The 26,283-nt window shown below is 66.1% G+C and carries 24 protein-coding genes; all 24 read right to left on the bottom strand.

Translation table 11 applies throughout. The features are described from left to right. Positions 1 to 473: DNA cytosine methyltransferase (locus VGQ44_03625; GenBank protein HEV8445877.1), on the bottom strand; the 473-nt coding region annotated here is incomplete at its 3' end. Between the two features lie 287 nt (positions 474 to 760). Continuing rightward, positions 761 to 1,630, bottom strand: coding sequence for a diaminopimelate epimerase (gene dapF / locus VGQ44_03620; GenBank protein HEV8445876.1), 870 nt, complete (start codon positions 1,628 to 1,630; stop codon positions 761 to 763). After that, on the bottom strand, positions 1,627 to 2,397 hold the full coding sequence (locus VGQ44_03615) for a polyprenol monophosphomannose synthase (GenBank protein ID HEV8445875.1): 771 nt from the start codon (positions 2,395 to 2,397) through the stop codon (positions 1,627 to 1,629). The genes dapF and VGQ44_03615 overlap by 4 nt, the downstream gene beginning before the upstream one ends. Positions 2,398 to 2,414: 17 nt before the next feature. Beyond that, positions 2,415 to 4,274, bottom strand: a complete 1,860-nt coding sequence (locus VGQ44_03610) for an Ig-like domain-containing protein (GenBank protein HEV8445874.1) — start codon at positions 4,272 to 4,274, stop codon at positions 2,415 to 2,417. Positions 4,275 to 4,368: 94 nt separating this feature from the next. After that, on the bottom strand, positions 4,369 to 6,879 hold the full coding sequence (locus tag VGQ44_03605) for a YfhO family protein (protein HEV8445873.1): 2,511 nt from the start codon (positions 6,877 to 6,879) through the stop codon (positions 4,369 to 4,371). After that, positions 6,880 to 7,788: a lysylphosphatidylglycerol synthase domain-containing protein gene (locus tag VGQ44_03600; GenBank protein ID HEV8445872.1), complete on the bottom strand. Its 909-nt coding sequence runs from the start codon at positions 7,786 to 7,788 to the stop codon at positions 6,880 to 6,882. Between the two features lie 37 nt (positions 7,789 to 7,825). Further along, complete coding sequence (locus VGQ44_03595; protein ID HEV8445871.1) at positions 7,826 to 8,998, bottom strand: glycosyltransferase; 1,173 nt, start codon at positions 8,996 to 8,998, stop codon at positions 7,826 to 7,828. Positions 8,999 to 9,001: 3 nt separating this feature from the next. Then, on the bottom strand, positions 9,002 to 10,021 hold the full coding sequence (locus tag VGQ44_03590) for a glycosyltransferase family 2 protein (protein ID HEV8445870.1): 1,020 nt from the start codon (positions 10,019 to 10,021) through the stop codon (positions 9,002 to 9,004). Further along, complete coding sequence (gene rpoN / locus VGQ44_03585; GenBank protein HEV8445869.1) at positions 10,018 to 11,481, bottom strand: RNA polymerase factor sigma-54; 1,464 nt, start codon at positions 11,479 to 11,481, stop codon at positions 10,018 to 10,020. The genes VGQ44_03590 and rpoN overlap by 4 nt, the downstream gene beginning before the upstream one ends. A gap of 9 nt (positions 11,482 to 11,490) precedes the next feature. Beyond that, complete coding sequence (gene lptB / locus VGQ44_03580; protein ID HEV8445868.1) at positions 11,491 to 12,756, bottom strand: LPS export ABC transporter ATP-binding protein; 1,266 nt, start codon at positions 12,754 to 12,756, stop codon at positions 11,491 to 11,493. Then, positions 12,753 to 14,252, bottom strand: coding sequence for a hypothetical protein (locus VGQ44_03575; protein HEV8445867.1), 1,500 nt, complete (start codon positions 14,250 to 14,252; stop codon positions 12,753 to 12,755). The genes lptB and VGQ44_03575 overlap by 4 nt, the downstream gene beginning before the upstream one ends. Continuing rightward, positions 14,249 to 14,830, bottom strand: coding sequence for an LPS export ABC transporter periplasmic protein LptC (gene lptC / locus VGQ44_03570; protein HEV8445866.1), 582 nt, complete (start codon positions 14,828 to 14,830; stop codon positions 14,249 to 14,251). Before lptC ends, VGQ44_03575 begins: the two co-directional genes overlap by 4 nt. Continuing rightward, positions 14,827 to 15,792, bottom strand: a complete 966-nt coding sequence (locus tag VGQ44_03565; GenBank protein HEV8445865.1) for a KpsF/GutQ family sugar-phosphate isomerase — start codon at positions 15,790 to 15,792, stop codon at positions 14,827 to 14,829. Before VGQ44_03565 ends, lptC begins: the two co-directional genes overlap by 4 nt. Next, positions 15,789 to 16,361, bottom strand: coding sequence for an HAD family hydrolase (locus VGQ44_03560; GenBank protein HEV8445864.1), 573 nt, complete (start codon positions 16,359 to 16,361; stop codon positions 15,789 to 15,791). Before VGQ44_03560 ends, VGQ44_03565 begins: the two co-directional genes overlap by 4 nt. After that, on the bottom strand, positions 16,358 to 17,173 hold the full coding sequence (kdsA, locus tag VGQ44_03555) for a 3-deoxy-8-phosphooctulonate synthase (protein ID HEV8445863.1): 816 nt from the start codon (positions 17,171 to 17,173) through the stop codon (positions 16,358 to 16,360). The genes VGQ44_03560 and kdsA overlap by 4 nt, the downstream gene beginning before the upstream one ends. A 1-nt stretch (position 17,174) precedes the next feature. Further along, positions 17,175 to 18,860 (bottom strand): CTP synthase, encoded by a 1,686-nt coding sequence (locus VGQ44_03550; GenBank protein ID HEV8445862.1) that lies wholly within the window; start codon positions 18,858 to 18,860, stop codon positions 17,175 to 17,177. A 7-nt stretch (positions 18,861 to 18,867) separates the two neighbouring features. Further along, positions 18,868 to 19,623, bottom strand: coding sequence for a 3-deoxy-manno-octulosonate cytidylyltransferase (gene kdsB, locus VGQ44_03545; protein HEV8445861.1), 756 nt, complete (start codon positions 19,621 to 19,623; stop codon positions 18,868 to 18,870). A 249-nt stretch (positions 19,624 to 19,872) separates the two neighbouring features. Then, positions 19,873 to 21,009, bottom strand: coding sequence for a hypothetical protein (locus tag VGQ44_03540; protein ID HEV8445860.1), 1,137 nt, complete (start codon positions 21,007 to 21,009; stop codon positions 19,873 to 19,875). Then, positions 21,006 to 21,581: an aminodeoxychorismate/anthranilate synthase component II gene (locus tag VGQ44_03535; GenBank protein HEV8445859.1), complete on the bottom strand. Its 576-nt coding sequence runs from the start codon at positions 21,579 to 21,581 to the stop codon at positions 21,006 to 21,008. The genes VGQ44_03540 and VGQ44_03535 overlap by 4 nt, the downstream gene beginning before the upstream one ends. 78 nt (positions 21,582 to 21,659) lie before the next feature. Further along, the gene (xerD, locus tag VGQ44_03530) at positions 21,660 to 22,556 is read right to left on the bottom strand and encodes a site-specific tyrosine recombinase XerD (GenBank protein ID HEV8445858.1); all 897 of its coding nucleotides are present in this window, start codon (positions 22,554 to 22,556) and stop codon (positions 21,660 to 21,662) included. A gap of 22 nt (positions 22,557 to 22,578) precedes the next feature. Next, complete coding sequence (gene ispF, locus VGQ44_03525) at positions 22,579 to 23,085, bottom strand: 2-C-methyl-D-erythritol 2,4-cyclodiphosphate synthase (protein ID HEV8445857.1); 507 nt, start codon at positions 23,083 to 23,085, stop codon at positions 22,579 to 22,581. Next, positions 23,082 to 24,128, bottom strand: coding sequence for a cyclic dehypoxanthinyl futalosine synthase (gene mqnC, locus VGQ44_03520; protein ID HEV8445856.1), 1,047 nt, complete (start codon positions 24,126 to 24,128; stop codon positions 23,082 to 23,084). The genes ispF and mqnC overlap by 4 nt, the downstream gene beginning before the upstream one ends. A gap of 1 nt (position 24,129) precedes the next feature. After that, positions 24,130 to 24,990 carry a menaquinone biosynthesis protein gene (locus VGQ44_03515; GenBank protein ID HEV8445855.1) on the bottom strand — a complete coding sequence of 287 codons (861 nt, stop codon included), beginning with the start codon at positions 24,988 to 24,990 and terminating at the stop codon, positions 24,130 to 24,132. Positions 24,991 to 24,995: 5 nt separating this feature from the next. Then, entirely contained in the window at positions 24,996 to 26,168 is a 1,173-nt protein-coding gene (mqnE, locus tag VGQ44_03510; GenBank protein HEV8445854.1) for an aminofutalosine synthase MqnE, read from the bottom strand. Between the last annotated feature and the right edge of the window lie 115 nt (positions 26,169 to 26,283).

The following is a 26,283-nucleotide window of genomic DNA, read 5'->3' as shown; positions in this document are numbered from 1 at the left end:
CAGAGGAAGTAGGAGCCGTAGCGCCATGGCGCTTCGCCGACCCACGGGCGGGCACCGTTGACGTTCTCTACCACCAATGGGATGAACCGTCCCGACGCTTCGCACGCTTCGCGCTGGATGCGAAAGCACGCCCTGAATAGCGCCGTCAAATCCTCAACCGTCCGCGAGCCCGTATACCGCTCCGGGAAGTCGCCCTGACCTCGCAGCGCCCGCGCGATCTGCTTCGCCCGACTCCACGGCATCGCCATATAGCTGTACTCCTGGCACGGCGGCGAGGCGACGATGAGATCAGCGTCCTTGAACTGCGCCCCGTGAATCGTGAGCACGTCCTGTAACACGAGTTGCGCGGGATAGCGATGCTCGCCATAGACGTGCTGCTCGATGTCGAAGCCGATCACGTCCCACCCTTCGGCCAAGAGCCCTTCCGTCCAGCCGCCAAGGCCGCAGAACAGGTCAATCGCAAGGGGCTTCATTCGTCCCCCACGGGGTGCGCGGAGACGCGACGGGGCGAGCAGCATGACGCCAGCATCGCGCTAGTCGGCAGCGACATCGTTCGCATTCCTCGCCGTCTGTGTCCTCAAATCAGGGCGGACCCACGTCTCCCTGGCTTGACTGGGTCGCGACGTCGTAGTATCACTGTCGCCAGAGTTGCATGACAAAGTGTTACTGTCGCCTGCCAGATCGGCCGAAGTTCTTGTAAGATGTATTATGTCAACCACCGCCGGTGGAAAACTGTGGAGAAGTCCTGTTCTCCACGGATTCAGAGCTCGCCAAGGGCTCCCCGGAAGACGATCCGGCCCTCGCCAGACAGGCTCGGCAGCCAGCGATCGCCCGAGCGCTTGAGGCGGATCGACAGCGGCAGGCCGGATCGGGACTGGATTCGGATCGGCGCATTCGGATCGGCCTCGGCCCAGGTCGCCAGGAGGATCGCCACCGCCACCGCCCCGCTGCCACAGGCGAGCGTCTCAGCCTCCACGCCTCGCTCGTAGGTTCGCATCGCCCAGCCGCCCGAGCCGGAGGCGGCCTCGGACACGAAGTTCACGTTGGCGCCCTGGGGAAAGGCATCGTCTGACCTCAAGGGGCGGCCTCGGCCGACAACGTCGACCGTGCGCGAATCGGCGCATCGTATGACGGCGTGCGGAACGCCGACCAAAGCGAACCCCAGACGCGCCTCGCCGACCGATAGCGGAATGCCATCCACCGTCGCGCGGACGTCCACAACGGGCTCCAAGTCGATCTCGGGGTCCGAGCCACGCATCCTGGCCTGCACGACGCCCTCGTCGGTCTCGATCGACAGAGCCCCGTTCCTGGCCATCCCGAGCTCGAAGCCGAGGCGAGTCCCGCACAGGGTGGCATTGCCGCAGAAGGCGGCGCGGGAGCCGTCGGCGTTGAGATACGTGAGGCGTATGGACGCCCGTGTCGATGGCTCCAAGAACACGATCCCGTCGGCTCCGACACCGGTGCCGCGGGCGCAGATGCGTCGGATCGCCCGAGGATCCTCGAGCGGGCCCGGGCCCACGCCTCGCGCGTCGATGACGACGAAGTCGTTCCCGGACCCGCTCATCTTGTAGAACGGCTCGCCGCCCTCCAACGCCCGGTTGGTTCGAGCCCCGTCGTCTGAATCGATCACAGCTTTCCGCGTATGGCCCACCACCTGAGCCGCCAGACCATCCAGATCGCCTCGCGTACGATCGACTTCGACATCTTGCTCTGACCCTCGGTGCGGTCCACGAAGACGATCGGTATCTCGACAATGCGAAATCCGCGCTTGGTGGCGCGGAAGCTCATCTCGATCTGAAATGCGTAGCCGTTTGATTTAACCTGCGACAGATCAATGGCTTCAAGAACTGCTCGGCGAAAACACTTGAAGCCGCCGGTGGCGTCCCAGAGGTTCAATCCGGTCACGAAGCGCGCGTACACGTTCGCGAAGTAGCTGAGCAGCAGCCGCGAGATCGGCCAGTTCACGACCGTCACCTTGCCGTCGCGATATCGCGAACCGAGCACGAGGTCTGCGTCGCGAACCGCCGTCAGAAACTCCGGAAGATGGTTGGGGTCGTGGGAAAAGTCCGCGTCCATCTCGAAGACGCAGTCGTAGCCCTGCTCCAGCGCCCAGCGGAAGCCCGCGATGTAGGCCGTGCCGAGCCCCATCTTTCTCGGGCGGCAGAGAATGTGGACGCGCGAATCGCGCTCCATGATCCCCTGGACGATCGCGGCGGTGCCATCCGGCGACCCGTCGTCGACGACGAGGATTTCGAGGCGAGGATCCTGTGAAAGCACGCGCTCCGTGAGCCGCGCGATGTTCTCGCACTCGTTGTATGTCGGGACGATGACGAGGGCGCGCTCAATGCTGAGCGCGCCCTCGTTGTCGCCGGAGCGCTCGGCGGGATTTCTTTCCACGCTCCAATTCTAGCACACTATTTCAGCACGTAAATCTTGTTCGAGGACCCGTCGATCGTGACCACGAAGTCGCCCAGAGGACTCATCACGATCAGGTTCGGCGCGCCGGGGCCCGGGATCGGAATGTTGCTCGACACCAAGTCAGTCGAGAACGTTCCGTCCTGGAACGGCGCGTTGAACACTGACCCGTTGAGCGAGACCCACAGGGCCTGATTGTCCGGAGAAATGGCGACGCCCTGGGGTATCGCGGCGAACGTGACTGTGCCGCTCAATCCACCGCCCGCGAGCGCGGTCATGGTCACATCGTTAGAAGAGCCGTCGATCGTGTAGAGGGTCTTTCCGTCGCGCGAGACCGCGAGATCGCTCACGACCGACGTCGGGCGCAGCGTGCGTTTGACTTGGCTGGTGCGGGCATCGATTTCGAAGACCGTGCCGAGCGCGGTGCCGATGTAGAGCAGCGAGTCACCAGCGGCCATCTTCATCGCGTTGCCGATGCCCGGAACGCTGATCGTCGAGGTGATGGCGCCCGACGCGGCGTCGATCGTGACCAGGCTGAAGTCCGCGCGATCGACGAAGATCTTCTTGCCGTCCGACGTGATCGCCACGTGGAACGGGTTGATGCCGCCCATGTCGATCGTCTGCGTGACCGCCTGCGTCCCGGCGTCGATCAGGACCAAAGTCGGCGTTGGGGCGCCGGTGACCGCCACGATGGTGGACCCGCCGACCGCCACGTCGACGACGTTGCCGCCGACCGGGATGGTGGCTGCGCCAGCTGTCGCGGTCGCGAGGGTGACCGAGCCAACGGCGTTCCCCGTAAAGACGCCCGCGTATGCCGTCGTCTTTCCGACGGCGAGGCTCTTCATGAAGCCGCCCAGCGACGCGGCGCCGACGATGACGCCCGCCGGGTGGCCGATGACGCTGACGACCTGCGTCCCAGTGCCCGTCCCGGAGGCGGCGGTAATGGTCGTGTTGCCGGACGCCACCGCGGTCACCGTGCCACCCGCGTCGATCGTGGCCACGGCCGTGTTACTGCTCGACCAGGTGATGGTCGCGTTGGGGACCGGATTGTTGTTCGCGTCGAGCGCCTGCGCCGTGAGCTTGAACGTCTGCCCCGTGGCGAGCGTGGGCGCGGTGTTGGTGATATTCACCTGCGACGCGGAACCCACCGTGCCGGTGGCGGTGAACGTCACCGCCGGCAGCGAGGCCACCGTCGCGGTGAGCGAATTCGCGCCGATTGCGCCGCCCAACTTCCAAGAGCCAATCGTCGCGATACCCGACGCGTTCGTGTTCGCGAGCGCACCCGTCACCGAGCCGCCGCCGCTGGCGACGGCGAAGGTCACGAGAATGTTGGGGAGCGGATTGCCGAAAGCGTCGGCCACCTTCACCGACGGCGCGACGGGGACATTGGCGCCGGCAACCGCTGACTGCGCGTCGCCGCCCGCCTTGGTGACGGCTGACGCCGCGCCGGGTGCGGCGAGCGCGACGAAGCTGACGGCCGTGAGACCGGTCGCCGTCGCGCTGGCGCTCTGCACGCCGGCCGTCGGCCCGAGCGTCCACGTCGTGATCGCCTGCCCATTCACGTCGGTTCGAACGCTGGCCGAGCTCACGGTTCCACCGCCGCCCGTGATGGCGAATGTGACGAGCGCGCTGTCGATCGGACTCCCCGCCTTGTTCTTCACGACGACTGTCAACGGCGTCACGACCGTGGAGCCAACCGTCGCTCGGATCGTGTCGGTCGGCGTGCCGGTGATGGTCGCCGGCGTGACGTCGACTTTCGGCTCGGTGGATCCGCAGGCGCCGGCGAATGCGAGCGCGGCGATGGTCGGGAGGAACAGACGATTTCGCACGGTGTGTGATCGGACGGCGTGTGACGCCATTTGGAGTGTCCCCTTGGGTAGTCCCGACCTCGTTTCCACCGACTGCTTCGCCAGCGGGATTCGGGTCGAGCGCCGGGCACAAACTAGTTCCGTGTCAGGCCCCGGTGGGGACTGCCGCCTTTCGGTCGACGACCCCACCTCCAATCCAGACGATCAATGCCGCCAGAAGTGCCACAATGGTCACCGCCTTTCCCGTTTCGTAAGCGGCATCCGTGAAACGGAGCTGTATCGAACGGGCGCCCGCCGGGAGAGGCACCCCGATCAGATTGTAGTTCATTCGCAGGGGACTGACCGCCTTCCCATCCACCACGGCGCGCCAGCCGGGATAGTAGTTCTCTGATACGACGAGAGCCTGCCCCGCCGTGGCGGGCGTGTCGAGCTGCACGTCGATCGCGCCGGGTTCGAATCGCGTCGTTGCGGCCCTCTGAGGTGCGGGCGGAGGGGGCGACGTCGGCGACGTCGCGTTGGGATCGACCGAGGGGTCGACCAGAGCGGCCCGCGTCGGATCGAACCGCTGATCGCGGACTGTGGCCAGCGCCTGCTCGTCGGTCGCCTTCACAACTGCGCTCGCGACCCACGCGGCAGGATTGTCGCCGGGAAGCCGATAGAGGTAGACCGGTGTCCCCACGGCGTCGGCCACCGGACCAACGATCTTCCTCGGCGCTTCGGACCAATGCAACTGTGCCTGCGCGCGCGCCATGACAGACTCCGGCAGCGTCGTGTACAGATACTGGACGTTCTCATGGCGCCAGATCGCGGGATTGATTTGTTGGTCGTCTGGGTAGCGGGCGTCGGGCTCCATCTTGTCGAGCAGCTTCTCGTACCGATTGAGCTCGTTGCCGTGATAGCCGATCAGCGTGCGGATGTCGTGCGACATCAAGGCGTCGCCGACGAACGCGGGATCGCCGACCTCGTAGCCGGCTCCCGTCGCGTCGAGGGCCACCACGCGTCCAGGTTCCTTGGCTGCCCGCACGCTGTCGATCGCGGGATCCGACGCGTACAGCTTCGAGGCCGGTGCGTCGAACTGCCAGTAGACGCGTTCGATCGACCAAAGATCGAGACCGACGAGGACGAGAAATGCGATCGCCGCGACTTTCGCCCCGATGCGTTTGGTCGCCAGCGCCCAGCACACTCCCGCGACGAGGATGAGTACCAGTGCGGACCTCAGCGATCCGAAGGCCACCTCCGGTGCATTCGCGTCGATGGCCTGGTCGCGCGGCGGAAATCCCGTCGGGAAGGTCGATGCGACGACGTGGCCGAGTGAAGTGAATCCGCCCGTCGCGCCGATGGCTCCGATCACGACGGCGGCGACGATCCATCCAATGGCGAAACGCGTGCTGGTTCGATACGAAAGAATCCGATCAGCGCCGAGTCCCGCGAACACCGCGACGGCGAACATGCCGACGTACATCATCGTGCTCGGCGCGCGGAAATAGTGCGTGCCCGGTACGATCGCGTAGACGAGCCGGTAAAACGGCGTGAAGCCGCCGAGTGCCCAGAGGATCGACACGACGAGGGCGCCGCCCCAGAATCGGCGGAACGACACGCGCGTCCCCGCTCCGATCGCAGCCGTCGCCAGAAAAATTGCGGCGGCGCCGGCGTACTCGCTGTGGAAATGAATGCCGTTGCGGCCCCAGTAGTGGTCCAGGATGCCGCTGAACTGAGGAATGATCGTGTTGATCAGTTCTTCGATCGGCATCGAGAACGACGTCGCGAACTCGTAGCCTCGTCCGCCGCCGCGCGGCGACCACGGGACGTACTCCTTCACCGGCCAGAACTGAATCGCGCCGATCGCCAACCCGAGCAGCACCGCCCCGCCCGCAAACGCAAGCCGCCGAATCACGACGGCTCGATCCGGCTTCCCGGCGCCCGTATCGGCAAAGGCCAGATACAACGCGAACGCGCCCGACGTGAGCAAGAAGTACTGGAGCAATTGCGGATGTGGGCTCAGCACGGCGAGGCCTACCGTCACGGCGAGGGCGCCCCACGCCCAATGCTTCCCGTCGCGCATGCCCCGCGTGACGAGGAGCAACGCGAGCGGCAGCAGCGCGCTCACGAAGAGCTTTCCGTCGTGCCCCGGCGACGCGTACCCGGCGATGGGGCCGCTCACCATGTACGCCAGTCCGCCGATCAGCGCCGCGTAGAAGGAAACGTTCCACGCGCGCAAGAACTGGTATGTAAAGAGTCCCGCGAGCACCAGGTGAATCACGAACTCCCACGTCATCGCGCGGTCGGTGGGCATCACCATGCGCAGGAGGAACGTGGGATAGAAAATGTCGCCGTGCATCGCGGCGACATACGGCATTCCACCGAGGAGGTACGGATTCCACTGCGGGAAGCCGTGGCCGGAGCGGATCCAGTTGGCGGCAAACTCGCGGAACGCGTAGCCGGCCTTGTACTGGTCGCTGCGCGTATTGATGAGGAATTGACCCGACAGAGCCGGATACGCGAGCAGCATCGACGCGACGATGTAGACGAGCGCTGCCCACGCGGTGGCGAAGCGCGGCGCCGGGAGCGCCGCCGACGCCGGCGGCGCGGAGCGCGACGGCGGTGGCGGAGGTGCCGAGCTACGAGTGCGAGTGGCTTGCGTGGAGGCCGTGGCCATTCAGGTCGGTTGTGCTCGAGAACGTGATCCGCCGGTGCGCCTCAGAAACAGAAGACCCGGGACGACCTCCAGCAGTGACAGCCAAAGACGCGAGCTGACGGCGATGACTACTGCCGTCGCCGGTGTCGCCAGGTTGAGCGCTCCGAGCGTAACGGCCAACATCCCCTCGCGAACGCCGAGTCCGCCCGGAACGACGAGCGCAAGATAACCGACGAGGTACGGCCAGGCGAAAGCGGTGACGTAGTCGGCGTACGAACCCGGCGCACTCCCCGTCACACCGCGAACGAACAGCTGGAACGCCGCGCCGTACAGCAACCACGCCGCGATGTTCGCGCCGATGGCGAGATACACCGCTCGGTGCGGAAGGGTCACGTCCGGAACATCCTTCTTTGTCAGCCTTCGCGCCGCGCTCAGGATGAGCGGCAGCGCGCTCGGCAAGAGCAACACGGCGCCGAGAACGACGGCAAGCAACGTCACGCCCAAGCCCGTTCTTCCCTGAGAGATCTTGTCGAACGAGCGCCATCCGGCGACGAGGGCGACCAGGAAGCCCATCGCGATGTTCACGATGGTGTTCAGCACCGATGAGCCGACGGCCGCCTGCCACTTCACTCCTTCGCGCTCGGCCATGGTGGACATGGCGGTCATCTGCCAGATGCGGCCCGGCACATAGAGCCCCAATCTCGAAACGCTCATGATGCGCACTGCCGGCCAGAAGGCGAGCGACGTGTTCCAAGCGACGAGAATGCGTCGCCACGCCTCGATCAGTACCGCGTACGCGCCGAGGACGACGAGCGCCGACGCGGCGATGATCAGCCAATTCGGGTGGAGCTCGAGCGGTTGGCGGGTGACGTCGTGCCACTGCTCGACGAGCGCCTTGCCGACGAACCAGGCGACGACGATCGTCGCCACCACCTGCACCGCCAGCCAGCGCTTGTCGCGACGAGGCTTATCGCGGCGAGGCGGCGATGGCGGACTTGTAGACGTCGGCGTAGCGTCGGGCAACCGACTCTGGGGCAAAGGTGGCGAGGGCATGCATGCGTCCAGCGGCGCCGAGCGACGCGCCACGGTCGTCGCGGGAGAGCAACGACGTGATCGCCGCCGCGAGAGCCGCCGCGTCCACATCGGGGACGAGAATCCCAGTGCGATCGTCCTGCACGACGTCGGTGAGTCCACCCGACGCGAACGCGACGACCGGTGTACCGCACAGCTGGGCTTCGACCGCGACGAGACCGAGCCCCTCTTCTATCGACGGAACGACGAGGGCGACCGCCCGTCGGTAAAACGCGGCGAGTTTGTCCTGCGGAACGGCGCCATGCCAGGTCACACGAGTGTCGAGTCCAAGGCCGGCGGCGAGCTGGAGCAACCGCTCTCGATCCTCGCCGTCGCCGACGACGTCGAGGCCCATCGACGGGTCCGCCAGCTTCGTCATCACGTGAAGCAGGAGCTCGATTCCCTTCTGCTTGTTGAGCCGTCCGACGAACAGCAGGCGGTTCCCGCGGGAAGCGACGCCGTCCGGGGAAAAGAGCTCGGTCGCCACTGGCATCGGCGCGACGACGGGAGCCGGCGCCGAGATCACTTCCTGGACTTCCGACGCGAGCCATCGCGATACGGCGGTGACGGCGGCCGAGCGATGCAGCACGTGGCGGAACGCCGGGCGCGCGAGCGCGACCGACCGTGCGAGGCGCACGTCGCTTCCGTGGAGCGTCGTCACGAGCGGTTTGTTCGCGAGCCGGCCGAGCCACGTTCCCACGAGCCCGTTCGGGAACCACCAGTGCGCGTGGACGACATCGGGCTTGAATTCGCGGCGCGCGCGAACGGCCGACCGAAATTCGGCGCCGAGGAATCCGAGGAGCGTGAACCGCGCGCTCCACGACGCCTGAACCTGCGATGCCATCGTGCCGGTGTAGGCGAGCGTCTCGAAGCGGCGCGGAGCGTAGTGGAAGCGGTCCACCGGCACGTCGTCGAGCGTCGCGTGTTCGGGATAGCCCGGCGCGGCCGGCGCGACGACGCGCGTGTCGAACCCCTCGCCGCGCAACGCCGACGCGAGCCGGAGCACGAACGAGCCCGGCGGGTCGCCGCGTTGCCGGGGGAACGAGTGCGTGAGAAAGAGAACTCTCATGCGTCAGCGCCGGTCGCGCGCGGCGTCCATTGCGTCGATCTGGCGCTGCAATTCGCGAAGCTGCGCGCGCTGCCCCGCGATCTGCTCACCGATCAGCCCCGTGGCGAAGAAGACGCTGCCGAGGATCAGGCACGTCTGAATCACGGTCCACAGCGGTCGAATGGCGAGCGTGCGCACGAAGACGAGCGCGATGAGGCCGAACAGCGTACTCGCCGCGAACAGCGCCGCCCCGAGCATACCGAAAAGGAGCAGCGGCTTCTGGCTGAAGCGGAGCTCGAACCACACCGCGAGCATGTCGAGCACGCCAACGGGGATACGATGCCACGTCGCGAACTTCGACTTCCCGGCGTGTCGCGGATAGAGCGGAACGGGGATTTCGGAAATCATGAAACCCTGCGCCGCCGCCATGACCACCATGTAGCGATGCCAATCGGGACGCGTCGGCAGGCTGTCCATCACTTCGCGGCGATACGCCTTGACCGAGTTCAGGTCCTTGACCGGAACGTTGAACAGCGATCGGCTGAGTCGGTTGTAGATGTTGGAGACGAACGCCTTGTCGTAGTGTCCTTCCTTGAATCCCGTGACCATGTCGGACTCGCCGGCGAAAATCGGCGTGACGAGCCGGGGGATGTCTTCCGGCTTGAACTGCAAGTCGGCCGGATAGAAGACGAGCACGTCGCCGCGCGCGGCGAGATACCCCGTGCGCAGCGCGTCGGCGATGCCGCGGCGCGTTCGATGGCGCTGAAGCCGGAGAAACGGATATTGCTCCGCCAACCCCTGGAGCACGGCCCATGTCCGATCGACGCTGCCGTCGTCGATGACGACGACCTCGTAGCTGTGGGGCGACACTGCGAACGCCTCGGCTGCCTGCGCCATGAAGAGCGGCAGGTTCTCGGCTTCGTCTTTCGCGGGGACGAGCACGGAGACGTCGACCGAGTCCCCTCCCCCGGCGCGAAGTCGTCGCTGCGCATCGAGGCTGCTGCCCGCGGACGGGTTCATCGGCGCCCCGATCGTTGAGGTCATACCCTCTTTCGCATTCTTGCGGACAGGACTCCGAGTTGGTCGCGGTACTTCGCCACCGTGCGGCGGGCGATCTGTACCCCGCCCTCCTTGAGGATGTTCACGATGGCCTGGTCGGTGAGCGGATGCTTGGGATCCTCCTCGCCGACCAGCTTCTCGATCTGCGCCTTGATGCCGCGCGCCGAGACGTCTTCGCCGGCGGTCGTCGACAAGCCCGACGAGAAGAAGAACTTGAGCGGGAGCACGCCGCGCGGCGTCTGGACGAACTTTTCGTTCGTCACGCGGCTGACCGTCGACTCGTGCATGTTGATGACTTCGGCGACTTCGCGGAGCGTGAGCGGCTTGAGGTACTGCACGCCCTTCTCGAAGAAGTCGCGCTGCCGGTCGACGATGTAGTTCATCACCTTGAGCATCGTCTGGCGGCGCTGCTCGATCGCCTGGATCATCCAGTTCGCCGAGTTGAGCTTGTTGGAGATGAACTCCTTGTTCTCACCCTCGAACTTCTTCTTGTCGCGCGCGATCTCCTGGTAGGCGCGGCTCAGCTTGAGGCGCGGCAGGTTCGCGTCGTTGAGGAAGACGTGGTAGCGCCCGTCGATCTTCTCGACGATGAGATCGGGGATGATGTAGTTGTCGCTGGCGCTCGAGTAGACGAGGCCGGGCTTGGGGTCGAGCTTCTTGATCTCGTCGGCCGCGCGCTGGACGTCGCCCGGGCTGATGCCGAACCGTTTGGAGATCTCGCTCCACCGGTGGTTGATCAACTCGTCGAAGCAGTCGCGGACGAGGCGGAACGGGACCGACTGCTCGAGCCCCGCCTCGCGGAGCTGGAGCATGAGGCATTCGCGCAGGTCGCGCGCGCCGACACCGGGCGGGTCGAGGGTCTGCACCGTGCGCAGCATGTCCTCGACTTCCTCGATCGTGTAGAGCGGCAGGTCTTCGGTGTCGCGCTCGGTCGCCTCGGCGGCCTTGAGAATCGTGTCGTTGACGGCCACGAGCAGGTCGTCGAGCGGGCACGCGAGATAGCCGTCTTCGTTGATATTGCCGATGAATTCGTCGGCGAGGAGCTGCTGGCGCGGCGTGAGGTCGAGCAGTGTGATCTGATCGGCGAGGTGGTCCGAGAGGTCGCGCGTGTCGACGGTGACGGGCTCGTAGTACTCGCGCTCTTCGTGCTCTTCGCGCCGGCCGCCGGTGTCGAACCCGTCGAGGAGGATCTCCTCCCAGTCGATCTCGTCGCTGCTGTCCTTTTGTTCGGTGGCCGCCTCTGGTTCCGGCGTCTCGTCCTCTTCCTCGCCCTCCTCTTCCTCGAGCTCGACCATGTCGAGGAAGGGATTGTTCAGCAGCTCCTGCTTGAGGTGTTGCTGCAGGTCCAGCAACGGCATGTACAGCAGATCCATCGCCTGATACAGGCGAGGGTTGATCTTGAGTTCCTGCCTGAGCTGCGTGCTCTGAGAAAGGCCAGCTTTCATGAGTCTGGGTTATGCCGCGGGCGCCGAGTCGTTGGCGGCGGCGAACCGCGCGCGCAGACGCGCCGTGAGCGTGGGACCAAGATAAATGTCGGCAACCGTGTCGTCGAACACGAGCTCGCGAACGGTTCCCGAGACCTTCACCTGCCCATCAAACATGATGTATGCCCGATCGACGATGTCCAAGGTTTGTTCGACATTATGATCGCTGATCAGGACGCCGATCCCTCGATGCCGCAGGTTGCCGACGATCTGCTGGATGTCGTGCACAGCGATTGGATCGACGCCCGCGAACGGCTCGTCCAGCATCATGAACTTCGGCTGCGTGACGAGCGCACGCGTGATCTCCAGCCGCCGCCGTTCGCCGCCGGACAGCGAGAACGCCTTGTTGTTGCGCAGGTGCTTGATACTGAGCTCGTCGAGCAGCGTCTCGAGCCGACTGCGTCGTTCGTTCGCCGGCAGACCGAGCGTCTCGAGAATCGCCAGGATGTTGTCCTCGACCGACAGCTTGCGAAAAATCGACGGCTCTTGCGACAGATAGCCGATTCCCTGCCGCGCCCGCTTGTACATCGGCATCGACGTAATGTCGGCGCCGTCCAAAACGATTCGTCCGGCAAGCGGCTCGATGAGGCCGACGATCATGTAGAAGGTCGTCGTCTTCCCCGCGCCATTCGGCCCCAACAGTCCAACAATCTCCCCCTGTTGCAATCGGAGGGCCACGTCGTTGACCACGCGTCTTCGTCTATATGACTTGACGAGCCCATGCGCCTCGAGGACACTGCCTCCCACGGCGGGAGCGGCGCGGACCGGCGTGGCCACCCGAGTGTCCGTTACGCCGGCGTGCTCGCCGGTCTGCCGGAGCGTGACGGCCAGCGCGTCGCGAGCCACGACGATGTCGCGCCACGCGCGCTCGGAGAACCAGACCTCGGGCGCGCGCTCGAACCCGCCGAGCGGCGGGGCCACGACACCGTCGGCGGCGAGACGAGGGAAGACCGATTTCGCGAGATGCTGCCGCACTTCGTCGAGGCTGAGGCGTCCCGCCTCGCGCTCGGCGTCGTGTCCGGCGGCACGGAGCGCCGCGAGGTGATCCTCGCGATACGCCCTGATCACCGCGTCGACGTTCGCCAGGCCGGTCGCGTCGGCGACGCTGATCAGCGCGTGGAGCGCGAGCGCGATGGAGCGGTCGCCCTTCGCGAGTTGGTCGGCGAGGGCGCGGACGCCGGACGGCGGCGTGCCAGTCGGATTCTCCGGCGGCGGGGCGGCGGGCGGTACGGTCACAGGTGATCTCGCGGTGGACGATCGAGCGCCCCGCTGTCGAACGGTGAATTGTCGGGCGGCTTCGGCGGCGGCTTGGCCGGGGTCGCGGGGGTCTTCGCCGGCGTCTTCGAGGACGTGGATCCGGCCGTCTTCGACGTCGTCGCCGCGTTCGTCCTGCGGCGCGCCGTGGTGTCCGGCTTCGCCTCGATGAAGATGCCGCTCACGGAATCGACCGTAGTCACTGTGGCGACTTTGTTCGAGTCGTTGAACGCGACGGTGATGTCGCGCGCGGTGACGTAGTTGAGCGAGGCGCGATGTTCGGTCGAATCGCTGGGTGCGAGGTGGTACAGCGAGCTGGCGTTGCCGCGCGCGACGAGTTGCTGGATGCGCGGCGTCTTGGACGTGTCCTTGGGGGAGCGCGCCGTCGTATCGAAGTGCGCGACGATGGTGTCGCCGCGCAGCCAGTCGGTGGTGTCGGGCGGCGTGACCTTGTACTTCGTCGTGTCCGGCCTGCCCTGCGCGAATGCTTTTCGAAACGCACGAACGAGCTGCATCTGCTGCGCCGGCATGGTCACGTCGAGCGAATCGGCGATCATGTTCTGGCTTGGCGACACGACCTTCGCCCGGTTCACGGCGCTCCAGGCGTAGGCGTGGTCGAGCAGATCGTTCCGCACACGAAGATCGATCGTGTCGGACGTGAGCGTCATGGAGTCCGACACGGCCTTGGCGTTGGCGCGCGAAATGACGCGCGTCAACTTCTTGTTCGTCGAGAACATGTCGATCAACGTGCCCGTCAGCGTGAACGGATGGTCGCGCTTGCCGACGACCTTCGGATTCCGCATCAGGCGCATCGATTCCTTGCCCTGGTCAATGAAGGCCGAGTCACCGGTCGCCGTGAGCGCCGTGTCCTTCAGGTTGTCGGCGGGGCGCGTGATGATGACGTGGCCGCCGCCGTAGACCAGGCTGTCGCCGACCATGTGCACGTGATCGGAGATCACGGTGAGGGGCGGCGCCAGTTTGCCGGTCGAATCGCGCTGAATGATCGTGATCGTCGGCCGCGCGATGGCGTTCATCTCCTCCTTCGTTCGGATCCGCGGCACGAGACGCTTGTACTCGGCCTGCGGTCCGACGAGGGTCGAGCCGCTCGTGGTCTTCGCGTTCACGTTTCCCGCCGCGACGACGCGTTCGTCGGTCGGGAAGTAGTTGAGAAAGTCGGCCGTGACGTGAAACCGCGGCTCGTCAGCGGAGGCGTGGCCGACGAGCTGCGAGTGGTCGGGGTATGACTCCGCGCTGTCGCCGTGAAGGACGATGTTCCGCTGCGGGCAGTCAATTTCGACGTTGCCGCCCCAGAACGTCACCTGTCCGACGCCGGGCACGCTGTCGCTCGCGAGGCGATCGCTCCTGAATTTGCACCGCGTCGGCGTCGGCGCCCGCGAGGGCGCGGGCTGTTGCGCCGCCGCGACCCGCGCGGTCGCGGCGAGCAACACCAAGCCGACGAGCCGCGCACGACCAATCATCGCTCTGGGATCAGCACCGACGAACTGCCGGTACAGCTGCGCAAACAACGGAACGATGTGAAGCCGCTCTGCGTCGTCATCTTCGCGCCGGGCGCTTGGGTGGACGTGAAGCCGATTCCGGATTGGGTGTCCTCGCCGCGCGTGAGCGTGTAGTTCGTATCGCTCGAGATGACGTGCGAGACCTGGTTGTAGACCACGTGCGGCGAACGCAGCGTGCGCCCGTCGACGAGTTTGATCAACACGTCGCCCCACCCTTCGAGAATCTGCGTGCGCGTGCTGTAGACTCCGCGCTTCGCCTCCATCGTTCCCTCGGGCGCGCCGGTCTCGCTCGTGAACTTGACGTGCGCCCGCCGCAAGTCGAACCGCGTGCTCTCCTCGAGGACGAACGCCGTGTCGGCGGTGACGTCGCCGCGCTGGACTCCGTTCGTCGTGAGGAGGAAGTTCATGTCGAAGAGGACCTGATCGGCGCTATCGGCGACGGACGGGCCGCCGGTGACCGGCGGCTGCTTGGCGCTGTTGCAAGCGTCGGCGCCGAGGACGGCGAGGACGAATGCGGCGCAAATCGCGAGTTGTCTCACGCGACCCTGGCCCGCATGAGGTCGTGAAGATGGACGACGCCGACGAGCCGCTCGCCGTCGTCGAGCACCGGTGTGGCCATGATTCCGAACTGCTCCATTCGGTACGCGACCGCGCTCGCCAATTCACCGAGGTGCGCGACTTGGGGAGCACGAGTCATGACGGTGTCTACAGGCGTATCGTGCAGATCGCCGCGAGCGGCGACGAAGCGACTCATATCGCCCGCCGTGACCAACCCCTGGACGCGACCATTGTCATCGCACGCGATGGCGATACCCCGCTGACGTGCCACCACGTCGAAGGCGACACTCACGGTGTCTGAAGAGCGCACGACCGGCAAATCCTCACGCAGCATTATTTCCTCGACTCGAACCACGAGCTGTCGGCCGAGGGCGCCGCCCGGATGCAGCCGGGCGAAGTCCTCGCGCTTGAATCCCTTCTCCTGCAATAAGGCGACGGCGAGCGCGTCGCCCAAGGCAAGCGCCGCCGTGGTGCTCGTCGTGGGGGCAAGGTCGTGTGGGCACGCTTCCTCGCCGACCGCCGCGTCGAGCGACACATCCGAGTTCCTGGCGAGTGCCGATGCCGGGTCCCCGGTGATGGCGATCGTTCGTACCCCGAAGGCCTTCAAATGGCTCAACAGGCCCAGGAGCTCGTCCGACTCGCCGCTCTTCGAGATCAGGATGGCCACGTCGTTTCGGCTGACGATCCCGAGATCACCATGGACGCTGTCCACGGGGTGAAGGAAACTGGCCGGCGTGCCCGTGGAGGTGAGGGTGGCGGCAATCTTGTGGCCTATCAGCCCCGACTTGCCGACGCCCGCCACGACGACCCGCCCGGGGGACTCCGCGATGAGCCGGACCGCGCACGCAAACTCGTCGCCGAGCCGCCCCTCGAGAGCGGACAGCGCGTCGCGCTCCATCCGCACGACTCGCTTTCCACGCTCGACGATCTCGCCGTCGTTCATCGCTCGGCCGCCGCCGTCGACATGGTCGACGAACGTTCAGCGACGTAGCCCTGCCACGCCGCATCCCAGGCGCCCCGCGCCTTGAGCAACAGCTCACAGAATTCCCGCACCGCGCCGCGTCCGCCGTGGCTCGTGAGGTGGACGCGGCTTTCGCGACGCACTTCGGCGACGGCGTTGCCGACGCACACCGGCAACCCGACCATTCGCAGCATCGGCAAATCCGGAAAATCGTCGCCGACGAACGCGCATTCTTCTGGTCGTATCGAATGCCGCTCGAGGATCGCGAGAAAGCCGCCCAGTTTGTGGCCGTCGGGCCCCTGCACCACGTCGTCGACGGCCAGCTCACGCGCGCGAAGCGTAACGCTCTCCGAGATGCGCCCGGTGACGATCGCGACGCGCACCTCGGCGCGGCGCAGCAGCGAGACGCCAAGTCCGTCCTGGATGTCGTAGCGCTTGAACTCGAGGCGCCGGCCGTCCACGTCGCCGAGGTAGATGCCGCCGTCGGTCATCACGCCGTCGATGTCGAAGCCGACGAGCTTGATGGAGCGCGCGAAGACGGGGTCGATCATCGGCGTGCCCGGTTCCAGATGTCCACCACCCGGTCGACCAGCGCATCGAGCGACGAGAGCGGAATCATGTTCGGCCCGTCGCTCGGGGCGTTGTCGGGGTCGGGATGAGTTTCCATGAACAATCCGTCGGCGCCGGCGGCGGCGGCCGCGAGCGCGAGCGGCGGAATGAATTCGCGAGCGCCTCCGCTGGCACCGCCCTCGCCGCGGCCCGGCTGTTGTACGCTGTGGGTCGCGTCGAAGATCACTGGGCAGTCGCACGCCGCGCGCATGCGCGCGAATCCGCGCATGTCGACGACGAGATCACCGTAGCCGAAGAACGTTCCTCGCTCGGTGACCGCGACTTCGGGTTTTCTCGGACGGCCGGCGTCGCCGCGTACTTTGTCGACGGCGCCGCGCATGCCTTCCGGATGCATCCACTGCCCCTTCTTCACGTTCACCGCGCGACCCGTTTCACCGGCGGCGACCAGGAGGTCGGTCTGCCGGCAGAGGAACGCGGGAATCTGGAGGACATCGGCAACTTCAGCCGCGGGCATGCACTGCTCAGGCAAATGCACGTCGGTGAGAATCGGCAGGCCGGTGGCGGACCGAACGCGGTCGAGCGCGGCGAGGCCTTCGTCCAACCCCGGCCCACGATGCGCGCCCGCGTTCGATCGATTGGCCTTGTCGAAGCTCGCCTTGTAGACGACGCCGCCCGGCACGCGCTCGGCCAAACGCGCGAGGTGCTCACCGACGCGCAGGTTCAGCGCATCGGATTCGAGGACGCACGGTCCGGCAATGAGAAAGAGCGCATCCCGCCGGAAGTGCGTCGCCACGTCAGTCGGCCGCCTCGACGAACGACGAGCTTTCGCGTCCCTGCCGGCGCGTGTGCTTCGCCTTCACGGCCGCGGCGATGAAGCCGGCGAACAACGGATGCGGGCGCGTGGGGCGCGACTGAAGCTCCGGGTGGAACTGGCACCCGACGTACCACGGATGCGTCGTCAGCTCGACGATCTCGACGAGCTGACCATCGGGCGAAAGCCCGCTGAGCTTCATCCCGTGCTGCACGAATAGATCGCGGTATTTGTTCGAGACCTCGTAACGGTGGCGATGGCGCTCGCTCACTTCCGGCTGTCCATAGATCTCGGCGACGTGTGAGCCGCGCGCCAGCCTGCAAGGGTAGGCCCCGAGGCGCATGGTGCCGCCCATGTCCGTCACGTGCTGCTGCGATTCCATGAGCGAAATGACCGGGTTGTCGCATTCGGGCGCGAACTCCGACGAATGGCTGTCGTCGAGCCCGCACACGTTGCGCGCGAACTCGATGATCGCCGTCTGCATTCCGAGGCAGATGCCGAAGAACGGCAGCCCGGTTTCCCGTGCAGACCGAATTGCTTCGACCATGCCCTCGACCCCCCGCACGCCGAAGCCGCCTGGAACGAGCAGCCCGTCCACGTTCTTGAGGATCTGCGCCGCGCGCTCGGGCGATGCGGCCGCCTCGCTCGACATCCACTGCACGTCGACGCCGACGTCGTTCGCGATGCCGCCGTGGATGAGCGCCTCCTGGACGCTCTTGTAGCTGTCGGCGTAGTCGGTGTACTTGCCGACGACCGCGATGCGCACGCGCTCGTGCGGCGAGAGCACGCGTTGCACGAGCTCCCGCCAGGCGGCGAGCGGCGGTTCGGGGAGCTCGAGGCCGAGCTTCTGCACGACCTTGTCGTCCAGGCCCTGCTCGTGGAAACGGAGCGGGATCTCGTAGATCGTGCGGACGTCGGGCGATTCGACGACGGCGCCGAATTCCACGTTGCAGAAGAGGGCGATCTTGCGCTTGATGTCGTCGGAGATGGGCCGGTCCGTACGCACGATGAGCACGTCCGGCTGAATTCCGATCTGCATCAACTCGCGCACGGAGTGTTGCGTCGGCTTGGTCTTGAGCTCACCCGCCGCGGCGATGAACGGCACCAGCGTCAGGTGAATGAAGAGCGCGTTCTCGCGACCCACGTCGTGGCGGAACTGACGAATCGCCTCGAGGAACGGCAGCGATTCGATGTCGCCGACCGTGCCGCCGACCTCGACGATCACGACGTCGGTCTCGGGCGCCAGGCGCCGGATGGCCGCTTTGATCTCGTCGGTGATGTGTGGAATCACCTGCACCGTCGCGCCGAGGAATTCGCCGCGGCGTTCCTTGGTGATGACGTTCAGGTAGATGCGCCCCGTGGTGATGTTGTTTGCTTGTGAGAGCGCGCGATCTATGAACCGTTCATAGTGACCCAGATCGAGGTCCGTCTCGGCGCCGTCGTCGGTGACGAACACCTCGCCGTGTTGGAACGGCGACATCGTGCCCGGATCGACGTTGAGGTACGGATCGAACTTCAGCATCGACACGCGGAGGCCCCGTTCGACGAGCAGCCGGCCGAGCGATGCCGCGGCAATCCCCTTCCCCAGCGACGAGACCACACCGCCGGTGACAAAGATGTACTTTGTGGTCGCCGAGCCTTGGCCGGCGCGAGGTGGGACTAGCTGCATGAGGATGTCACCCGGTGGTGAAGGCCGACCAGTGTTCGTTCGCGAGTTCCAAGTCCTGCTCCGTATCTATTCCCGGCCGGACGGGCTCGTCGATCAACGCCACGCCCATCGGCAGTCCGGCGGCCAACGGCCGAAGCTGCTCGAGCCGCTCGATTTGCTCCAAGGGATTCACCGGCAACGCGACCCACCGGCGAAGTGCGTCGGCCGAGTACGCGTACACACCGATGTGCTGCCACACGTGGGTCCGCTGCGTTTCCGCGTCACGATCGTTCAGCAGAAACGGAATCGGCGCCCGCGAAAAATACATCGCACGGCCCTGGTCGTCGGCGACGACTTTGACGACGTGCGGATTGTCCAGGATGTCGCTCGGCGCGAGGACGGCTGCCGTGGCGAGAGCAAAGCGAGCGCCGCTCACGAGCCGGGCGGCGCCGGCCACAGCTTGCGTCGAGACGAAAGGCTCGTCGCCCTGCACGTTGATGATCACGCTGAAATCCCGAAACTCGGGTCGCGCCGCGACCTCAGCCACGCGGTCGGTGCCGGACGGGTGCGAAGCGCGCGTCAGGACCACCTCGGCGCCGTGCTCGCGTGAGGCCTTGGCCACCTCATCGCTGTCGGTCGCGATGACGACGCGATCCGCGACGCCGATCTCGGTCACGCGCTGCCAAACGCGGACGACCAGTGGAAGTCCGGCGAGAAGTCTCAGCGGTTTTCGGGGGAGGCGCGTCGCACCCAGTCTGGCTGGGATCACGGCGAGCGCCCTCATGCGCGGCGCTCGGGGGGAAGAGGGACGGCGGGATGCGCGCCCACGGCCGCAACGATCACGTCCCTAAATGTAGTTGAAGCCGGAATCGGAGGAAACCGCCGGCGCGAGCCGAGATCCTCGCGGCGGGCGAGCGGCTGTCGGCGGCGACCAAAGCTCAACGCGGATGCCGCAGATTTTGAAAGCGGCATCTGTGTTTCCCTTGTCTTCAGTCGGCACCGTAGCCGGTTTTGGCGGATCGGACCTCGCCGCCTAGAACAGGGAAAACCCCGCGGAAAACTTCGACGTGCGGCGGACCGGATCCACGAGCCACTCGGCGTACAGATAGCTGAGCGCCAGGCGCACGCCGCTCAGCTGCTCGAGCTCGGGGAATTCCTGGAACGCCGCCCCACCGAACGCCTCGCGGAGCTCGAACAGCGGGGCGCCGAGGCCGCGGATCGTCCAACGCCGGATCGGGATCGCGTAGTGGGCGTCGATGTACACGAGTTGGTCGCCGCCCAGCGAGAGGAGATCGATCGTCGGCAGCGTACCCGGGCCCCCGAGGAATGCCCAACGCTGTCGCGGCGTCTCGCCGCCGCTCGTGGCGACGACGTGCGCGTACACGTGGAGAGTCTGCCGGCCGAACGTCGGGAACGTGATGTTGCCGTCGAGCGTGAGCTGTCCGAAGAGCGGATCCGTGACGGGAGCGCCGACGGCGGTCGACGACTGATGCGCCAACTCGATTCCGACTTTGAGATGCGTCTCGATCGCCGCGCTGTCCCAGTCGACGTGAACTCCCGCGAGCGCGGACTGGATGCCGCCTCCCTGTACCGGAGGATTTGGCCGAAACCGACCGATCGAATCGCCGCCGAGGAACGTGAAGGGAGCGCTGTTCACGACGATCTGGGAGCGGAGGCTCTCGAGGTGCTCGAACCGGCCGCCGATTTCCGGCTTCACTCGCCAGCCGGGCCCGGTCCACTCGCGGTTGAGGCGTAGCTCGCCGCGCGTTCCACGCGTGTAGTTGCGCGTGTCCTGACCGAACGCGAGAAACTCGAAGCCGTTGATGAGATCGTTTCGAATCCAGGCGTCGTTCGTGAAGACGCCGCGCACCGCCGAATAGTCGAGCGTGAGGTCGCGCGGGAAGTCGATGCTGCCCTCGACGCTCGGATCGACCGCCCCGAGCTGGGATCGGTACGTCACGAGCGGCGTCGCGGTGAACCGGAGCCTTGGAACGGAGATGTCGAGGCCCACGGGAAGTCCGACGCCGCTCACGCGCTCGTACGTCGGCATGCCGATGCCCTGCAAACCGGTGAGCGCGGCCGACGGTCGCAGCGAATCCGTCGTCTGCGATCCTGCCCGCCCGGCTCCGCCCGAGATTACCAGGGCGAGCAGAGCGGCGCGGCGGATCACCGCGCGAGCTCCAGGAAATTCCTGAGGAGGGCTTTGCCGTGCGGGGTCATCACCGACTCCGGATGAAACTGCACGCCGTAGACCGGATGTTCGCGGTGCTTCACCGCGTGCACCTCGGATGAATCGTCCTGCGCGACGGCAACGATCTCCAGCGATTCCGGCATCGTGGTGCGCTCGACGATGAGCGAGTGGTAGCGCATGACTTCCATCGGTGACGGCAGCCCCGCGAAGACGCCCGTTCCGTCGTGGCAGATCTGCGACGTCTTGCCGTGCATCACGCGGTCGGCCAGCACCACCTCGCCGCCGTACGCCTCGCCGATCGCCTGGTGCCCCAAGCAGACGCCGAGAATCGGAATCGAAGATCCCCACCGGCGAATCGCCTCGACGGACACGCCGGCCTCTTTCGGCGTGCACGGCCCCGGCGACAACACGATCGCCGACGGCGCGAGCGTGCCGATCTCGTCGACGCTCACCGCGTCGTTGCGGCGCACGACGACGTCGGCCCCCAGCTCGCCCAGATACTGGACGAGGTTGTACGTGAAGGAGTCGTAGTTGTCGATGACGAGAATCATGCGGGAGAGTGCGGGGTGCGGAGGCGGGGTGCGGGGACCTGGGACAAGGCGGAGAAAGGGTGCGGAGAGTGCGGCGGCTCAGGCTCGTGGATGATACTGCCGGTGGACCTGTCTTAGATACTCCCGGTCCACGTGGGTGTAGATCTGCGTGGTCGAGATGTCGGCGTGGCCGAGCATTTCCTGGACGGCGCGGAGGTCGGCTCCGCCCTCCAGCAGGTGCGTCGCGAACGAGTGACGCAGCGTGTGCGGCGACACGGTCTTTTCGATTCCGGACCGGTCGACATAGCGCCGGAGAATCTTCCACGCGCCCATGCGGGTCAGCGGCTCGCCGCGCGCGTTGAGAAAGAGGATCCCCTTCCCGCCCTTGCCGTTGGCCTCGAGCCGAGGGCGCAGCTCGCGGATGTAGGTCGCGACCGCCGCGATGGCCGAGCGTCCTATCGGAACGAGGCGCTCCTTGCTTCCCTTGCCGAACACGCGCACGAGCTTGTCCTCGAGCATCACGTCTTTCGTGCCGAGCGTGATCCACTCGGATACCCGCAGCCCCGCGCCGTACGCCAGCTCGAGCATGGCGCGGTCGCGAAACACCAGCGGATCATCGAGCGTCGGCGACGCGAGCAGCTTCTCGATCTCGGCGACGGTGAGCACCTCGGGCAGCGTGCGCCACCGCTTTGGCGTCTCCAGGCGCTCGCTCGGGTCGCGCGCCACCGCGCCGTCGGCCAACAGAAAACGAAAGTAGGTTCGAATCGCCGAGATGTTTCGGCGGATCGACGACGGCGAAAGGCCGACGTCCTTCAAGTGATACACGAACTCGCGGAGGATGCGGCTCGTGACGTCCATCGGCGACGAACCGCCTTTCGTATGCACGTAAGCGACCAGGCGCTCGGTGTCGCGCCGATACGCCTCGAGCGTGCGCGGCGACGTTCCCTGCTCGAGCGTCAGGTAGTCGCCGAAGCGGTCGAGCTGAAAACGGAGCACTGCGCCTTCGTCCAGCATGATGTCACGACGCCACAGGCACGAGTGTCGCAACCGCTATGCAGGCGATGCCTTCGCCGCGGCCGATCCATCCCATGCCTTCGTTGGTCTTTCCCTTGACGCTCACCTGCGACGCGCCGACGCCAAGCGCCGCGGCAAGACGGTCGCGCATCATCTCGCGGTGGGAGACGATCTTCGGCCTTTCCGCGACGATCGCGACGTCGATTTGATGCACGACCCACCCGAGCGCGCGAACGCGCTCGACCGCGGCGCGGAGCATCTCGATCGAATCGCGCCCCGTATTCGCCGGGTCGCGATCCGAGAACATCTCGCCGATGTCGCCCGCCGCGGCCGCGCCCAGAATCGCATCGGTGATCGCGTGCGCCGCGGCGTCACCATCGGAATGACCCTCGAGGTGCACGTCGCTGGGAATGGGAACGCCGCCGAGGATGAGAGGTCCTGGCGGCGCGAACTTGTGGGAATCGTAGCCGACTCCGACGCGCGGAGCCGACGGTCGGGGGTCGACGCTCACGCCGCCGCGCCCGTCGCCTCGATCGGCAGGATCGTGTAGTCCTGACGGCGGCGCGCGACGTTGAAGCCCGCGTCGCGAATGAGGCGCTCGATCTCTTCTGTTGTTGTACGATGCGTGGTGTTCGCCGCCGAAACCACGTTTTCCTCGATCATGAGCGAACCGAAGTCGTTGCAGCCGAACCGGAGCGCGGTCTGACCGATCTTCATGCCCATCGTGACCCAGCTGGCCTGGAGATTGGGGACGTTGTCGAGCACGATGCGCGCGATGGCGACCGTGCGGAGATACTCGATCGCGTCGGTCTTCGGCATGTGCGACATCGTCGGCGTGTTTTCCGGCTGAAGCGGCCAGCAGATGAACGCCGTGAAGCCGTGCGTGCGCGACTGCACCTCGCGCACGCGCTCGAGGTGCTCGATGCGCTCGGCGAGCGTCTCGCCGATACCGTACATCATGGTGACCGACGTCTTCATGCCTTCGTTGTGGGCGAGCTCCATGATCTCGAGCCACCGGTCCGCGCCGGCCTTTTTCTTGGCCACGAGGTCGCGCACGCGCTGCACGAGAATCTCACCGCCGCCGCCCGGGATCGAATCGAGCCCCGCCTTCATCAGCTCGCGGATGACGTCTCGTGCTTCGATGCGGAACGTCTTGGCGAAGAAGTCCACTTCGCTCGGCGAGAAACCATGAATGTGAATTGGATGATTGCGCTTGATATACCTGAGCAGGTCCAGATACCACTCAAATGGTATGTATGGGTTGTGCCCGCCCTGCATGAGAATCTGGATCGCACCCATCTGCTTCGCTTCGTCGATCTTGGCGCCGATCTGCTCGTACGACAGCGTCCACCCTTCCCCGTGCTTGGGCCGCCGGTAGAATGCGCAGAAGCCGCAGTCGGCGACGCAGACGTTCGTGTAGTTGATGTTCCGGTCGACGATGTACGTGACCGTGTTGTGCGGATGCTTCTCGCGCCGCACGCGGTCCGCCTCGGCGCCCAGCTCGATGAGCGACGCGTTCGAGTAGAAGTCGAGAACGTCCTTCATGTCGCGCATGTCAGGCCGCCGGAAGAAACGCGAGCGAGCCGTCGGGCACTTTCCCCGCCGCGACGAGCCGCCGGAAAAACTCGGTGAGTCCAGCCAGGTGCTGATACGAGAGCCCATAATCGAGGCCCGACAGATACTCGACGCACACCGGCTTGAGAACGCCTGTGGCGAGCGCGGCCTGCGCGGCGAGCGTATCGAGGTGCTGCAATCCCCAATCGCGCGACGCGATCAGTCCCGCGTGAATCGCCAGCGCGCGGTCGACGGGAGCGGTCCGCTGCGCGACCCACACGGCGAACACGAACGGCAGCCCGGTCCACGACTTCCATTCGCTGCCCAGGTCGTAGGCGAAGCGGTACTGATTGAGCGGGCTGTCGCCGGAGACCGACTCGGGCGACCGCAGACGCGACCCGAGGTGGAGCGCGGCGTCGCCGATGACCAGACGGGCGTCGTGCTCTTCGTCGCCGAACCGGGCAACATCGGCCAGCTCGGCGTCGCTGGGGACGAACGCCGGTTTCGCGTCCCAGACGTTGGTGAAGAGGAGCTCGAGCAGCGCGACGCTCGTCATCGAGCTTCGGCTCACCAGAACTCGGCGGCCGTGGAGCTCAGAAGCGGGCCGCTTGGAGAACAACACGACGCTCCGCACCGGCCCGTCGCTGCAGATCGAAAGATCCGGCAGCAGCAGATAGCGCTTGGCGTCGCGCGCGTACTCGACGGCCGAGATCACGCTCACGTCGAGCGTGCCGGCGGCCATCTGGCGATTGAGCTCGGTGGGCACGCCGTCGACCAGCTCGCCTTGCAGGGACACCACGCCCCGATCAATGGCGCCGTAGACCGGATAGCAGTTGATGTACGGGATCCGGCCCACTCGCATGGTCGTCACGCGGCCGCCGGCGTCGCAGTCGGTCCATCGTCGAACGTGCGGATGATGTTGTAGAACGAGTCGCGCTCGGCGGGCACCTTCTTCGCGCCGCGAATCAAGCGCAGCAACTGATCGAGCGTCATCGCCTGCGCGGTGTGCGCGCCGGCTTCGTGGTAGATCTTCTCGCGCACCACCGTGCCTTCGAGATCGTTGACGCCGAAGTGCAGCGACGCCTGCGACACGAACGGCGTGACCATGATCCAGTGCGACTTGATGTGGTCGATGTTGTCGAGGAAGAGCCGCGCCACGGCGAGATTCTTGAGATCGTCGAAGCCGCTCGTCGCCAGACCGGTCCGGTGCAGCGTCTCGCCCAACTCGTTGTTGTCCGGGTGGTAGGCGAGCGGGATGTAGGCGAGGAATCCGGCGGTCTCGTCCTGGAGCTCACGCAGCATGTCGAGATGCGCCATGCGGTCGGCGTACGTCTCGACGTGGCCGTAGAGCATCGTGCAGTTGCTGCGAATGCCGAGCGAGTGCGCTTCGCGGTGAACCGCGATGTATTCCTCGCCGGACAGCTTCTTGTCGGCGATGGTCGCGCGCACGCCGGGGCTGAACACCTCGGCGCCGCCGCCGGGCATCGTGTCGAGGCCCGCTTCCCGCAACGCGATCAAGGTGTCCCGAATAGCAAGCTTGCTGATGCGCGCGATGTGCGCGATCTCGACCGCCGTGAGCGCCTTGATGTGGACGTGCGGAAAACGCTCCTTGAGGCCGCGGAACATTTCGGCGTAGTAGTCGAGCCCCGCGTGCATGTCCAACCCGCCGACGATGTGGAACTCGCGGGTGAGCGTACTGTTTGCCGCCGCGGCTTCCGCGTACACCTGGTCGAGCGTGTAGTGGTACGCCCCCTCCTCTTTCGGCAGACGTGCGTACGAGCAGAAGACGCACGTCTTCCGCAGGATGCAGATGTTCGTCGGGTTGATGTGCTGGTTGGCCGCGAAGGTGACGCGGTCCCCGTGCTTCGCGCGGTTGACCGCATCGGCCATGTGGCCGATCGCAAGCAGGTCGCTGCTGTCGAACAGCGCGACGCCGTCGGCGGCGGTCAGCCGTTCGCCGCGCTCGACCTTGGCGGCGACGGGACGAAGCGCCGGATCGCTGATCAGCCCCGCGTCGAGTGAGACTGCCGGCGACGGCACGGCGCTACTCCTCGAAGCGCTTGACGGCGAGGGTCACGTTGTGACCCCCAAAGCCGAAGCTGTTGCTCAACACGGCGCGCACCGGCCGGTTGGCGGCGACGTTCGGTGTGTAGTT

Source organism: Gemmatimonadaceae bacterium (assembly GCA_036003045.1).
Classification (GTDB): domain Bacteria; phylum Gemmatimonadota; class Gemmatimonadetes; order Gemmatimonadales; family Gemmatimonadaceae; genus JAQBQB01.
Note: the sequence above shows the minus strand (reverse complement) of the source record. Positions and strands in the feature narration are given on the sequence as shown.

Excerpts from the sequence above, each read along its gene's own strand:
- VGQ44_03590 (HEV8445870.1), bottom strand. The coding sequence starts at position 10,021 with ATGACCTCAACGATCGGGGCGCCGATGAACCCGTCCGCGGGCAGCAGC.
- VGQ44_03535 (HEV8445859.1), bottom strand. The coding sequence starts at position 21,581 with ATGATTCTCGTCATCGACAACTACGACTCCTTCACGTACAACCTCGTC.
- VGQ44_03565 (HEV8445865.1), bottom strand. The coding sequence starts at position 15,792 with ATGAACGACGGCGAGATCGTCGAGCGTGGAAAGCGAGTCGTGCGGATG.
- VGQ44_03550 (HEV8445862.1), bottom strand. The coding sequence starts at position 18,860 with ATGCAGCTAGTCCCACCTCGCGCCGGCCAAGGCTCGGCGACCACAAAG.
- VGQ44_03595 (HEV8445871.1), bottom strand. The coding sequence starts at position 8,998 with ATGAGAGTTCTCTTTCTCACGCACTCGTTCCCCCGGCAACGCGGCGAC.
- kdsB (HEV8445861.1), bottom strand. The coding sequence starts at position 19,623 with ATGAGGGCGCTCGCCGTGATCCCAGCCAGACTGGGTGCGACGCGCCTC.
- VGQ44_03610 (HEV8445874.1), bottom strand. The coding sequence starts at position 4,274 with ATGGCGTCACACGCCGTCCGATCACACACCGTGCGAAATCGTCTGTTC.
- VGQ44_03515 (HEV8445855.1), bottom strand. The coding sequence starts at position 24,990 with ATGCGAGTGGGCCGGATCCCGTACATCAACTGCTATCCGGTCTACGGC.
- VGQ44_03575 (HEV8445867.1), bottom strand. The coding sequence starts at position 14,252 with ATGATTGGTCGTGCGCGGCTCGTCGGCTTGGTGTTGCTCGCCGCGACC.
- rpoN (HEV8445869.1), bottom strand. The coding sequence starts at position 11,481 with ATGAAAGCTGGCCTTTCTCAGAGCACGCAGCTCAGGCAGGAACTCAAG.
- VGQ44_03605 (HEV8445873.1), bottom strand. The coding sequence starts at position 6,879 with ATGGCCACGGCCTCCACGCAAGCCACTCGCACTCGTAGCTCGGCACCT.
- mqnC (HEV8445856.1), bottom strand. The coding sequence starts at position 24,128 with ATGCGCGACATGAAGGACGTTCTCGACTTCTACTCGAACGCGTCGCTC.
- VGQ44_03560 (HEV8445864.1), bottom strand. The coding sequence starts at position 16,361 with ATGATCGACCCCGTCTTCGCGCGCTCCATCAAGCTCGTCGGCTTCGAC.